General features: G+C 41.1%; 11 protein-coding genes and 1 other RNA gene. 8 read left to right on the plus strand and 4 right to left on the minus strand.

All coding sequences use genetic code 11. The features are described 5' to 3' along the window. Positions 1-588: 588 nt before the first annotated feature. Positions 589-772, minus strand: a non-coding RNA gene (gene ssrS, locus HHO47_RS18295) — 6S RNA. 194 nt (positions 773-966) lie between these two features. Between ssrS and HHO47_RS18300 the strand changes: the two genes are divergently transcribed. From HHO47_RS18300 to HHO47_RS18315, 4 genes are read left to right on the plus strand one after another with little or no spacing between them, the layout of a single operon-like run. Further along, entirely contained in the window at positions 967-1530 is a 564-nt protein-coding gene (locus HHO47_RS18300; protein ID WP_169021595.1) for a UPF0149 family protein, read from the plus strand. Positions 1531-1561: 31 nt separating this feature from the next. Further along, the gene (gene pepP / locus HHO47_RS18305) at positions 1562-2893 is read left to right on the plus strand and encodes a Xaa-Pro aminopeptidase (RefSeq protein WP_169021596.1); all 1332 of its coding nucleotides are present in this window, start codon (positions 1562-1564) and stop codon (positions 2891-2893) included. Between the two features lie 9 nt (positions 2894-2902). Further along, entirely contained in the window at positions 2903-4102 is a 1200-nt protein-coding gene (gene ubiH, locus HHO47_RS18310; RefSeq protein WP_169021597.1) for a 2-octaprenyl-6-methoxyphenyl hydroxylase, read from the plus strand. Further along, the gene (locus HHO47_RS18315) at positions 4099-5265 is read left to right on the plus strand and encodes an FAD-dependent monooxygenase (protein ID WP_169021598.1); all 1167 of its coding nucleotides are present in this window, start codon (positions 4099-4101) and stop codon (positions 5263-5265) included. The genes ubiH and HHO47_RS18315 overlap by 4 nt, the downstream gene beginning before the upstream one ends. A gap of 241 nt (positions 5266-5506) precedes the next feature. Here the strand turns inward: HHO47_RS18315 and HHO47_RS18320 are convergent, their stop codons facing one another. Next, on the minus strand, positions 5507-5968 hold the full coding sequence (locus HHO47_RS18320) for a hypothetical protein (RefSeq protein ID WP_169021599.1): 462 nt from the start codon (positions 5966-5968) through the stop codon (positions 5507-5509). A gap of 88 nt (positions 5969-6056) precedes the next feature. Beyond that, positions 6057-6902, minus strand: coding sequence for a LysR family transcriptional regulator (locus HHO47_RS18325; protein WP_169021600.1), 846 nt, complete (start codon positions 6900-6902; stop codon positions 6057-6059). Positions 6903-7028: 126 nt separating this feature from the next. Between HHO47_RS18325 and HHO47_RS18330 the strand changes: the two genes are divergently transcribed. The 4 genes from HHO47_RS18330 (at position 7029) to gcvP (ending at position 12571) form a co-directional block, all read left to right on the plus strand. Continuing rightward, a complete protein-coding gene (locus HHO47_RS18330; RefSeq protein ID WP_169021601.1) occupies positions 7029-7628 on the plus strand; it encodes a hypothetical protein in 600 nt (199 codons plus the stop codon). Positions 7629-7813: 185 nt separating this feature from the next. Further along, positions 7814-8896, plus strand: a complete 1083-nt coding sequence (gcvT, locus tag HHO47_RS18335; protein WP_169021602.1) for a glycine cleavage system aminomethyltransferase GcvT — start codon at positions 7814-7816, stop codon at positions 8894-8896. A gap of 217 nt (positions 8897-9113) precedes the next feature. Further along, positions 9114-9503: a glycine cleavage system protein GcvH gene (gene gcvH, locus HHO47_RS18340; protein WP_099296427.1), complete on the plus strand. Its 390-nt coding sequence runs from the start codon at positions 9114-9116 to the stop codon at positions 9501-9503. A gap of 176 nt (positions 9504-9679) precedes the next feature. Then, positions 9680-12571 (plus strand): aminomethyl-transferring glycine dehydrogenase, encoded by a 2892-nt coding sequence (gene gcvP / locus HHO47_RS18345; protein WP_169021603.1) that lies wholly within the window; start codon positions 9680-9682, stop codon positions 12569-12571. Between the two features lie 136 nt (positions 12572-12707). Here the strand turns inward: gcvP and HHO47_RS18350 are convergent, their stop codons facing one another. Further along, positions 12708-13781: a KTSC domain-containing protein gene (locus HHO47_RS18350; RefSeq protein ID WP_169021604.1), complete on the minus strand. Its 1074-nt coding sequence runs from the start codon at positions 13779-13781 to the stop codon at positions 12708-12710. Between the last annotated feature and the right edge of the window lie 60 nt (positions 13782-13841).

Consider the following 13841-nt stretch of genomic DNA (forward strand, 5'->3'; position numbering starts at 1 on the left):
ATCTCGGGTGTAGGGAAAATCTGGAATGTTGGACAATTTAAGCTCAATAAGAATGAGTGAATTTACCAGTATTAGATCACAAATAGCATTAAATTAAAATAGATCATCAATTAAATGTGTTTGGTATTAGGTTACATGCTATCGTTTTTGACGGTAATACAGGTTCAAGTAAGGTTTTACTAAAGTCAGGTTTTAAGCATGAAGCTTTACTAGAAAAAGCGATTTATAAAGATGGCGATTTTTATGATGCTGACACGTACGGCAAACTTGTTTGATATTGCAACTTATTTTTAGAATGAGTTTATATATTAACTTGGATTTTAAGAGAGTTTAAATGTATGAAATCATTGGTACTGTATTAGCTTCTAAGGGTCGAGACTCTGTTAATGCGAAAATTATCGTATTTTAAATGTCAGAACCTCACTTGAAGTATGTACAGTGGTACTGTTCGAATAATACTTGGTGCATTTAAGATAAAACGCTAACTTATTTAATTGCTTTTATGCGTAATTAAACTCAGTTTTATTCGTTTTTTTAAGTAGTAATTCACTCTCTTCAACAATAAATAACAACTCAAAAGAAAGAAAAGTGTTCCCCAAGTATGCGGCACTCGGTGTCAGTCCTGAAACCAGAAGGTTTCAGGGCGGGGATCTGCGGTTTGCCGTAGGCTTCTCGGTACATGCCGAGCTTGCACAATAGCAGACGAACAGAAACCCTAACATAAAATTTATCGGCTCAGGGACTTAACCAAGCTCCAACACCCTAGGGAACAAATTAAGTATATAAGACATAAGCTAATCCTTACACCCCAAATTCAAAATAATTATACTGTTCGAAGGTTTTTTCAGCACTGGTAACTGACTATTTACTTTTTGGATTGCTTTTTGACCTCAATCATACTTTTCATTGGAGTTGCTATTTATCGAGTGGTAGCATTGACTTAATTAGTCAAGTGAAGATGCCAGCATGAACGAATTACCAGATTATCAACAAGCCCAATTATTATTGGAAAAAAACGAAATATTTGTCACCCCTTCAGAAGCGCATGGCGTGATCAGTGGGTTATTAGCCTGTGGTTTGAGTATTGAAGCCAAAGAGTACCTAGGCTTATTAAGCGATGTGTTTAATGATGGTCAATCATTTAGCCATGATCTGAAAGAATTTTTTGCCGTTATTTATAAGCAAGTAGTAGAGAGCTTTAACGATGAAGAATTTCAATTTGATTTATTTTTACCAAGCGATGATGAAACCTTAGTAGATCAAGCCAATGGTTTAGTGTCATGGGTCGCTGGATTTATGCTTGGTTTTGGCTTAAAGCAAAAAGACTATGGCAAATTATCAGCTGACGTAAAAGAAGTGATCAGTGATTTTAGTGAAATTACGCGTTTAGATACCATGTTTGATGAAACCGAAGAAGACAGCCAAGCATTGCACGAAGTGATTGAATATGTGAGAGTTTCTGCGCTGTTGTGTTTTGCTGAACTTGGTCAAGAGCAAGCGCCAAAAAGTACTAAAAAAACACTTCACTAAGTTAAAATTAACAATATAAACAGGGTTTATAATGCCAACAGTTAATATAGAAAAAGCAGAGTTTAAAGCACGCAGAGATCGTTTACTTTCCATGATGCAGCCAAACAGTGTGGCTATCATTCCAGCGGCAAGTGAAGTAACCCGCAGCCGTGATACCGAATATGCGTTTCGCCAAGATAGCGACTTCTTCTACTTAACTGGTTTTAATGAACCCGATGCGGTGCTAGTGCTTAGCCCTAGCAGCGATACACCGAGTACGCTGTTTTGTTTGAATAAAGATAAGTTAGCAGAAATTTGGCACGGCCGACGAATCGGTTTTGAAAAAGCCAAAGAAGATTATTTATTCGACCAAACATGTGCACTGAGTGAGCTAACTGAACAATTATTGAATTTGGTGAACGGCCAGCAGATTTTATTTTATGCACAAGGCACCTACCCGCAATTTGACGATAAAGTGTGGGAATTATTAAATACCCTACGTGGCACACCTAAAAAAGGTTACAAAGCACCGCACACTATTAAAGATATTCGTGGCTTAGTGCACGAAATGCGATTATTTAAATCGCCAGCTGAAGTGCGCATTATGCGTGAGTCTTGTGAAATAAGTACGCAAGGTCATATGCGTGCTATGCAATTTGCAAAGCCCGGTGCTACTGAGTATCAATTAGAAGCGGAGCTTCATCATCATTACGCAATGCATGGTGCACGCCATCCTGCGTACGGCACTATTGTAGGTGGTGGCGATAACGCTAATATATTGCATTACACCGCAAACAGCGATGTGCTAACCAATGGTGATCTAGTGCTGATTGATTCTGGTGCAGAACTACACGGTTACGCGGCGGATATTACTCGTACTTTCCCAATCAATGGCAAATTTAGTGAACCACAAGCCGCGCTTTATACTATTGTACTTGCTGCGCAAGAAGCGGCATTTACTGAAGTAAGACCCGGTGGTACGCTTTCAAAAGCAAATAAACTGGCTATGAAAGTACTTACGCAAGGTTTACTTGATTTAGGTATTCTGCAAGGCGATTTACAAGAGCTGTTAGATAATCAAGCATGCAAAGCATTTTATATGCATGGTCTAGGTCATTGGCTTGGCCTTGATGTGCATGATGTTGGTGATTACAAAAAAGACGAAAAAGAACGACCATTTGAAGCTGGTATGGTACTTACCATTGAACCTGGTTTGTATATTAGCCTAGATGCAAAAGCACCTGAGCAATATAAGGGCATTGGTATTCGTATTGAAGATAACCTGTTAGTGACTGAGCAAGGCCACGAAAATCTGACTGCGAGTGTGCCAAAAAGTATCAGCGAGATTGAAGCGTTAATGCAAAAGCAAGCAGTTAACCGCTAGGAGCAGGACGTGGCAGAGCAGTTTGATGTTGTTATTATCGGTGGCGGTTTAGCGGGTGCCAGTTGTGCGTTAAGCTTGGCTAAACATGCGCCAAACCTCAGCATTGCCGTAGTTGAGGCTAATCAAATAAATGCTGACTATCACCCTAGTTTTGATGATCGTAGCATTGCGCTAGCCCAGCAATCTGTACAGTTTTTAAAGGGGTTGCAGGTGTTTGACCCCGATATTGGTTTTGCTACTGCGATTAAAAAAGTATCCGTATCGGATCGTGGGCATTTTGGAAAAACTCATATTAATTGTGATGAGTTTGCTCAACCTGCACTGGGCTATGTGGTTGAAGTTAATCCATTTGGCCGCTCACTTCATAATCAGCTCACCAATTCACACATTAAACTGTTTTGTCCTGACAGTATCGCGAGCTTAAACTATACAAGTGACAATGCACAGATCACCTTACAATCAGGTAATAGTTTAAATGCCAAGTTAGTGGTTGTTGCCGACGGTGCGCAGTCGCCAGCGCGCGAATTAGCGAAGATAGACTTTGCAACCCAGCCATATTCACAAGGGGCAATCATTGCCAATATCGAAGTGGCAGATGGCCACCATAATCATGCTTTTGAGCGCTTTACTGAGCATGGGCCAATGGCATTATTACCCATGAGTAATAACCGTTATTCGCTAGTATGGTGTATGGATAAAGCCGATATTGACGCGCATATGCAGCTTGACGACAGCGCTTTTATAAGTGCTTTGCAAACTGCATTTGGTTATCGTGGCGGGCAATTTACTAAAGTCGGCATGCGTGCAAACTATACTCTGGTGTTTGGCCGTGCTGAGTCATTAAGTGCTCACCGTACGGTACTAATTGGCAATGCAGGGCATGCTATTCATCCTATTGCAGGGCAGGGCTTTAATTTAGGCCTGCGCGATGTACAGCTATTATGTGAGTTAATAACAAGTGAATTAGTAAAAAGTGAATCAGCAATCGGCAGCTACGCATTTACACGTGAATATGCCAAACAACGTAATCAAGATATTAATACCGTAATGACGCTAACGGATTCTTTAGTGCGGTTATTTTCAAACTCATCACGAATACTCGCATTTGGTCGCAGCTGTGGTCTATTCTCCATGGATTTGTGTTCATCTTTAAAAACACCTTTAGCTAAGCAATTAATGGGTCAGGTTAAACAAGGTAAACGACTATGAAACAGACACAAGTATGTGTTGTGGGTGGTGGCTGTGTAGGCCTAACACTTGCATTAGGGTTAGCCAAAGCTAATATCAGCGTAGTTGTTATAGATGCCGCAGCAAAGCAAGTATTGCCTGGCGATGACTATGGTTTACGCGTAAGTGCATTAAGCCTAGCTAGCCAAGCATTATTTGAATCACTCAATGTATGGCCAGAAATTATTGCAAAGCGGGCATGTGCTTATACTCACATGGATGTACGCGATCAAGATAGTTTTGGTAAAATAGCGTTTAATAGTGGTGAACTAGAGTTACCCCAATTAGGCCATATCGTTGAAAACGACATTATTCGTTATGCACTGATCAAAGAGCTCGAAAAGCACAGCCAAGCAACATTGATGTTTGATACTCGCTATCAACAAATTCACCAAAGTGAAAACGATGTATTTATTACCCTTGAGTCTGGTGAGCCTGTGATTGCCAAGCTTTTGGTTGCCGCTGATGGCGCAAATTCTTCTGTTCGAAAGCAGTTCAACTTGCCTATTACTTTTAAAGATTATGACCACAATGCCATAGTCGCAACAGTAAAAACTACCGAACCTCATAACAATACCGCACGCCAAGTATTCTTACCGACAGGACCTTTGGCATTTTTACCGCTGCCAGATGCCAATACGCATTCAATTGTATGGTCAACCAGCCCAGAGCATAGCCAAACGTTACTAGCCATGGATAACAGCGATTTTAATAAAGCAGTGATGGCAGCCCTTGATGGCCAATGCGGTTTATGTGAAGTACAAAGTGCGCGCACAGCGTTCCCGCTGAAAATGCGTTATGCGCAAAAGTGGGTTGAAGGCAAAGTAGTATTAATCGGCGATGCCGCACACACTATTCATCCGTTAGCTGGACTTGGTATGAACTTAGGTCTTAAAGACGCCGCTTACCTTATTGAGCTGTTAAGCCAACCGCAAAAAGAGTTTGCCAGTTCACGAACCCTGCGCGATTACGAGCGTACCCGTAAGCTTGATGCACAAAAACACATTGCCATGATGCAAGGCTTAAAAGAGTTATTTGAAGGTGTCCACCCGTTTAAAAAACTCATTCGTGGTGTCGGTTTGAGCATGGTTGATAACCTAGGCCCTATAAAGAATTTGTTTGCCAAACAAGCGATAGGGAAGTAACAGAGATTTAATCATTTTATGGCTATTTTATTGAATAAATTTGCAGGTGTAATCGTGCCGACCATTTTTGCTGCAGTTGTTGTAAGTGGTGTTGTCGCTGATGGTGAACAACTATCGTAAGGGCAAAAAGATGCCATGGCATGTATGTTAATTGGTACGCTATAATAGCGTACTTATCCTACGTTTTATGTCACAGCAAAAGCGCGTTTTATACCGCGCTTTTTTCTTTTTAAATCAGTGTTTAACCAATTTTATACTGAGCTAACAATTTATCGGCTTCATCTAATTTAAGCTTCAAGTCGCCATATATTTCTGGATAGTCGTTGTAAAAACTAAGGTTTTCTCTAAAGTGTTTATTAATAAGTGCAGCTTTATCAATAATCTCTTTGTTACTCACTATGCCTTGCTGCAGCTTATCCGCTAAAAGACCCATATAACAACTAGATATACAGTTTGCATCCATAGAGTCATGCTTGCATTTTAAAATATAATTTTGAAAGTGTGGAAAATAAAGATTAAAAAGTGGTGGAGTGATTTCCCTTAGCTCACTGGTACGTTCAATTACGTTTCTATCAAAACATTCGAATATTTGTTGTTCTGTACGATTAAAAAAATATCGCTTGGCGTATTCTACATCAGGGGATGCGTCGGGCATGGCGAAGCATTCATCCCATAATGCCTCAAGGTCTAATTCAGTTTCCATCAAATCTACTCCTAGAAAATGAGCTGCAATATGCAGCTCATGAAAATATAGTTATTTTATTCTACTAAAGGCGGCTTTTTGTTAGCCATTAAGTCAAACGTAATGCAATAAACTCAGCGAGTTTATCTACCGCATGCTCAGCTTGTTCAGCATGCTTTGTTAAGCTAATACCTATTTTACCTAAGCTCGGTAAAATAGCGGTGTTTAACTCATAATAAAGTTCATTAGGCACTGTGCTTCTAGCCAAAACGGTGATCCCTAATCCTTCTTTTAAAGCCGCAGTAAGGCCTGTTAAATCAGCGTTACTATAACTTATGCGGTACTTAATACCTGCAAGTTGCAATGCCTCGATGGCGCGGCGGCGGTAAATGCAGCCTTCTGGCGCGGTGACTAAAGTGACTACGTCGTTTTGCGCTAATGATAAGTCACCGACCCAGACAAGTTGATCTTGCATAAAAACGGGGAATTTTTCAGAGTTTAAATCTTCATTTAACGCCAATACTAAATCAAATTGATCTTCTCGTGAAACTGACAATAAATGCTTACTTAAACGTGATTTAACTTCTAAAGATACCTCTGGGTAAAGTGCTACAAAATCACCAATAATAGCGGGCAAAATGCGTGCTGCAAACTCACTTGGAATGCCCAAACGTACTTTACCGGTGACATTTTCTTTGGTGAATAATTGCAATATGGTGTCGTTTTGCAGCAGCATTTGTTTTGCCATTGGCAGTAATAACTCACCGTATTGATTGGGCACTTGGCGCTGGCCTTGTTTTTTAAATAGCTTATGGCCGAGCATTTCTTCTAACCGCTTTATTTGTAAACTTACAGCGGGTTGCGATAAGCCAAGTAAATCACCTGCTTTAGCAAAACCACCTACTTCAACCACAGTAACTAATGTACGTAAGCTGTCTGTTGAGATATTTTTCATATTAAAAATTACAATTTATGGAGGTAGATTGATAAGTATTATTTATCAATTGATTAATAATTACAATTTGTTGTTACTTAGCTTGCACAATATACTTTTGCCATTAAAGATTGATAGGTGTCGATAATGACTTTTATCCCAATAATGTTTGCTCGTCATAGCCAGATTGAAGTAGCCGATAGTAATATGCTGCAGGTCAATACAAACACCGTGGTGATCGATTTTAGCGGCACTGAAGCAATCCCATTTTTGAGCACAATATTAGGGTTAGATTTAACTAAACTAACCGCCAGTGGCTTAGGCCTTAAAGGCAGCTTAGATGGTGATTTAAATAGCACATATAGCTATGCACTTTATTACTTTAGCGCTACAGCATTTAGATTTGTGTTGCACACAGACGCTGCAACTCAGTTACAAGCGCTGATCAGCGAGCAACAATTGCGTTACGATATTGAGTTTGTGGTTCGCAGCGATTTAGCCACGCTAACTTTATCTGGTGAGCATGCATTTGATGTACTTGTTGATGCATTTAAACTCACTCCAGGGTTGCGTTTATCTGATGCAACGAGTTGTTATGGGGCACAAAGTGGTGAAGTATTCATCACTGCTATCGACAAACAATCACAGCAGTATTTTCAGCTGGTGGCTAAACTCCCTGAGCTGAAAAAATGGCAAACTTATCTACAGCAACGTGGTTTTGCTATGTCACTCCCTGAGGTTGCTTAACAGATTTTATAAACTGGCTGGTGTAATGAACACTTGCCAGTTTTTTTGTAGTTTATTTAAAACAACAAATCGCAATTTGGGTGTCAGTGCAGTACAACTTATGTATAATCGCCGCCCATGTTATTCCCCCTCATTAAATTGAGGCCACGCTCACAATTGGGTTAATTATAAAGTGAAGGAATATTATGACTTCTAAAACAGTTTTACATGCAAAGCACCTTGAAGCTAACGCTAAAATGGTTGATTTTCACGGCTGGGAAATGCCAATCAACTATGGTTCGCAAATCGAAGAGCACAACGCAGTGCGTACCGATGCCGGCATGTTTGACGTTTCACACATGACGATTGTGGATGTTAAAGGCGAGCAAGCACAAGCATTCTTACGCAAATTAGTTGCTAACGACGTGGCTAAATTAACTGTTCCAGGTAAAGCTTTATACACAGGTATGCTTAACGAACAAGGCGGCGTAATCGACGACCTTATCATCTACTTCTTCTCTGAAACGCAATACCGTTTAGTGGTTAACTCAGCAACTCGCGAAAAAGATTTAGCGCATATGGCTAAAGTATCAGCCGATTTTGCCGTTGCAGTGACTGAGCGCCCAGAGTTTGCCATGATCGCAGTACAAGGCCCTAATGCTAAAGCAAAAACAGCGACACTTTTAACCGCTGAACAACAAGCTGCAGTTGCAGGTATGAAGCCATTTTTTGGTGTTCAAGTTGGTGATTTATTTATTGCGACAACAGGCTATACTGGCGAAGACGGTTACGAAATAGTAGTCCCGAACGAGCAAGCGGCTGATCTTTGGCAACAACTGCTAGATGCAGGGGTTAAACCAGCAGGCCTTGGTGCACGTGACACATTACGTTTAGAAGCAGGTATGAACCTTTACGGCCTAGATATGGACGAAAGCGTTTCACCACTTGCTGCTAACATGGCGTGGACCATTGCATGGGAACCTGAAGATCGTGACTTTATCGGTCGTGATGTATTAGTTAAGCAACGCGCTGATAAAAGCACAGACAAACTCGTTGGCCTAGTGCTTGAAGAAAAAGGCGTATTGCGTAGCGGTTCTAAAGTAATCGTTGAAGGTGGCGAAGGGGTTATTACCTCTGGTACTTTCTCACCTACACTTGGTTTTAGTGTTGCTCTTGCACGTGTACCACGTTCAACCGGCGAGACAGCCCAAGTAGAAATGCGTAAAAAATTAGTTAACGTAAAAGTAGTTAAACCAAGCTTTGTACGTAACGGTAAGTCTGTACTTTAAAGTATTAATTAAAATTTGGTGTTATCAACCAATAATGCCAATCATGTTGAGTTATTAACCACTTATAGTGACAGATAAATAGAGTGATAACAAGGCATTAATTTTGATATGTAGTTGTTCTACCTGATAAATTAATAACGCTGTTAGCGCTTTATTTAGGCCGCTAGAATGGTTAAATATTTAAATTGATTGGTATCAGAACCAAAGGAACATAAAAATGAGCAATATCCCTAGCGAGTTAAAGTATGCCTCTTCACACGAGTGGGTTCGCAACGAAGGTGATGGTACTTTCACTGTAGGTATTTCTGAGCATGCACAAGAACTTCTTGGCGACATGGTATTTGTTGAATTACCAGAAGTTGGTGACGAAGTAGACGCTGGTGAAGATTGTGCTGTTGCAGAGTCAGTAAAAGCAGCATCAGATATCTACGCCCCAATCGGTGGCGAAATCATTGCAATCAATGAAGATCTTGAAGATGCACCTGAAACTGTAAACAACGACGCTTACGGCGACGGTTGGTTATTCCGCATTAAAGCATCTGATGAGTCTGAGCTTGAAAATCTGCTTGACGCTGAAGGCTATGCAAACACCATCGACGAAGACTAATTATTAGTTTTATTCGATATTAAAAGCCCCATTATACCTAACATAATTGGGGCTTTTATGATTTTACCGCTTACCTTTCCATACATTGTAAGTTACTAAATCAAAAGCTTTTAAGTTATTGCTGGTCACCCATTAGTGATAACCATTTATTTTTTGGATCATAGGAATCTGGACAAATGTCAAACGCCACATCTCTTGAACAATTAGAGCAAACGCAAGATTTTATTCGCCGTCATATTGGGCCAAGCCCAGCACAAGTAAGCGATATGCTAAGTGCTCTTGGAGTATCGAGTGTTGAAGAGCTGATCGATCAAACTGTACCTGCAAGTATTCGTTTAGAGCAGGGCCTTACAGTGGGCGAAAGCCGCACTGAAGTTGAAACACTAAGCTACTTAAAGTCTGTAGCAAGCAAAAATAAAGTGTTCAAATCTTACATTGGTCAAGGTTACCACCCAACTCATGTACCACACGTAATTTTACGTAACGTACTTGAGAACCCAGGCTGGTACACAGCGTACACTCCATACCAACCAGAGATTGCTCAAGGGCGTTTAGAGTCATTATTAAACTTCCAAACTATGACCTTAGACCTTACCGGTCTTGATTTAGCAAGTGCATCATTACTTGACGAATCAACCGCTGCTGCTGAGGCGATGGGTCTTGCAAAGCGTGTATCTAAAGCTAAAAAAGCCAATATCTTCTTTATTGCTGATGACGTACACACACAAACAATCGACGTAGTTGCAACACGTGCCGATCAGTTTGGTTTTGAAGTGGTCGTTGGTCCTGCGGCTGATGCTGTAAATCACGAGATTTTTGGTGCGTTATTCCAATACCCATCAACCTCAGGTGAGGTGGTAGACATCACTGATTTAATCGCTGGCGTACAAAGCAAAAAAGCGATTGCCTGTGTTGCTGCCGACATCATGAGCTTATTACTATTAAAAGCACCGGGCAAACTAGGCGCAGACGTAGTACTTGGTTCTGCACAGCGCTTTGGTGTACCAATGGGTTACGGCGGTCCCCACGCGGCATTCTTTGCCACGCGTGATGCATACAAGCGCTCATTACCAGGTCGTATCATCGGTGTATCTAAAGACCGTTTAGGTAACGACGCGCTACGTATGGCAATGCAAACGCGCGAGCAACACATTCGCCGCGACAAAGCCAACTCAAACATTTGTACAGCGCAAGTATTGCTTGCCAACATGGCAGCGTTTTACGCGGTGTACCACGGTCCACAAGGCTTAAAAACTATCGCACAGCGTATTCATCACTTTGCTGATATTTTAGCCGCTGGCCTACAAGCTAAAGGCGTAAACCTGAAACACAGCACATGGTTTGATACCCTAACGGTTGTTGGCGATAACAAAGGCGACGTAGTAGCTCGTGCAGTTGCAAACGGCGTTAACTTTGCAACTAACCATGATGGCGAATACTCAATTGCAGTATCAGAAACCACAACACGCGCAGATGTTGCAGAACTATTCGACATCATCCTAGGTGAAGGCCATGGTTTAAGTGTTGATGCAATTGCTGCTGACATTGAAGCAAACGGTAGCGAATCAATTCCGGCAAGCCTAGTACGTGATGACGAAGTGCTAACGCACCCGAACTTTAACTCGTACCACAGCGAAACTGAGATGCTGCGTTATATCAAACGTCTTGAAAACAAAGATTTAGCGCTTAACCACTCAATGATCTCGTTAGGTTCATGTACTATGAAACTAAACGCGACTGCGGAGATGATCCCAATCACCTGGCCTGAGTTTGCTAACCTTCACCCATTCTGCCCGCTAGACCAAGCAGAAGGTTACCAAATTATGATCAATGAATTGCATGATTGGTTAGTTAATATTACCGGTTACGATGCTGTATCACTTCAGCCAAACTCTGGCGCACAAGGTGAATACGCAGGCTTAATCGCAATTCGTAAATACCATGAATCACGTGGCGACGCACACCGTAACGTATGTTTGATCCCAAGTTCAGCGCACGGTACAAACCCGGCATCTGCACAAATGGCGAGCATGAAAATCGTAGTTGTTGATTGTGACAAAAACGGTAACGTTGATATGGCTGATCTTAAAGCGAAAGCTGAAGAAGTATCAGAAAACCTATCATGTATCATGATCACATACCCGTCTACGCACGGTGTATACGAAGAAACAATCCGTGAAATTTGCGACATCGTGCATCAGCACGGCGGCCAAGTTTACATGGATGGCGCAAACATGAATGCCCAAGTGGGTGTAACTAGCCCTGGTTCTATCGGCTCAGACGTATCGCACTTAAACCTGCATAAAACGTTCTGTATTCCACACGGTGGCGGTGGCCCAGGTGTTGGCCCAATCGGTGTTAAATCACACCTTGCGCCATTTATGCCAAACCACAGCGTAATTAACGTACCTGGCACTAACGTAGGCAACGGCGCGGTATCAGCAGCACCATACGGCTCTGCGGCTATTTTACCTATTTCATGGGCTTACATCACCATGATGGGTAGCGAAGGTCTTAAACAAGCCACTGAAATGGCGATTGTGAATGCTAACTACTTAACTCACGAGTTAAGCCAGCACTTCCCAATTTTATACCGTGGTCGCAACAACCGTGTTGCTCACGAATGTATTGTTGACTTACGCCCACTTAAAGAACTTTCAGGCATCACCGAAATGGACGTAGCTAAGCGCTTACAAGATTACGGCTTCCATTCACCAACCATGTCGTTCCCAGTAGCGGGCACCTTGATGATTGAGCCTACTGAGTCTGAGTCTAAAGTTGAGATCGACCGTTTCATCGAAGCAATGGTGTCAATCAAAGGCGAAATCGATAAAGTGATCTCTGGCGAATGGTCTATCGAAAACAACCCGCTAGTGTTTGCACCGCACACACAAGGCGACGTGTTAGGTAACGAATGGGATCGCGCATACGACCGCTTCTACGCCGCATTCCCAGTACCAGCTGTTGCAAAAAACAAATTCTGGCCTACAGTAACGCGTATCGATGACGTATACGGCGACCGTAACTTAGTGTGTTCATGCCCAGCGGTAGAGACATATCGCGATTAATTTTTAAATGTGATCAAAGTCATTATAGTTTGGGAATGAGTTTATAGATTGGGAATCCAATCGCTATTCCTAAACTATAACTCTTGAAAGGGTTAGCTGAAGTGCTCACCTTTTTTATTTCTAGTTCAATGTTTAGTTATTTTTCAACTTTTGCAACTGGTTCAAGTGATGTCATTTTTAGGTAAGTCATAGTTTCAATGTCTAACTTATCAACAGGGTATTGACCTCGAATATTATCATTATAAAACTTCCCCATTGATGTTGAGTAATAAAACTCATCCCATACTAAAATGGGTATATTGTAATAACGATAAACACTTCCTGATTCAAATTTGAGATCAAGAATTTTATTAATCGTTGAATAGCCGATGTGTGAAAAAGCATCTGAATTTACAGGGTGTTGTTCAAATAAGGGGAAAGGAGTTTGGTTTAAAATAGAAGCTTCAATTTTAGCACTTATTGCATTTGCAACAGCATTATTTCTTAGGTATGCATCAATTAACCCATGACCAGTTGAGTCAAATAAAGACTCAGCAGAATAGTTTGAAGGTAAACTACCAAATAAAATCCTTACGGCTCGCATGACCCAGTCTTCGTCAAGTGTAAGGTGCGATATCTGATGTGCGTATTCTTTTCCTAAACTGCCACCTAGGGAATTAGTTGGTGTTGCTATTGCCGCTAGGCTAACCATTGGATAATCGGAAGCAAAATAACCGTCACTATATTGATAAGTAGATATAATTTCTTCAAAAAGAGCATTGGTGTAAAAGTTACCTTGTGAGTGACCAATAAGAATAATACGGTTACAAGAATGCATCTGAAACAGTAACCTTTGATAAGCATTGCTATAGTCAATATCGTTTAACTTTGAATAAGTTACATCTTTAAATACTTCCTCAATTACAGATTCAACATGCGCTATATCTTCCAGAGAAAGTGAGTCAAGGGTACCAGCAAGTATTGCAGTTATAAGACGATATTTATTTGAAAAAGGAGATAAATCTCCATATTTTTGTTGCGCAATTTCATATATTTGCATGTGTATTTCTTCATCTTTGTTGTAGCTGCCCGTTGGCTTTCTATCTTTTTGATAGCTACCTAACCTAACATCTTGAAAGCTGTCTAACCAAGCTAAGTTTTTTCGTAAGCGTCTAGCAAAGTGCACCTGCCAGTAATTCGTCAAACCGATTAAGCTATTTCTGAATTTCAATTAGGAGATAGCCATGAGAAAAACACGTAGCCTTGAACAATGGCGTAACATTATCGAAGA

The sequence above is a fragment of the Pseudoalteromonas arctica genome, from assembly GCF_012927645.1.
Classification (GTDB): Bacteria; Pseudomonadota; Gammaproteobacteria; order Enterobacterales; family Alteromonadaceae; genus Pseudoalteromonas; species Pseudoalteromonas arctica_A.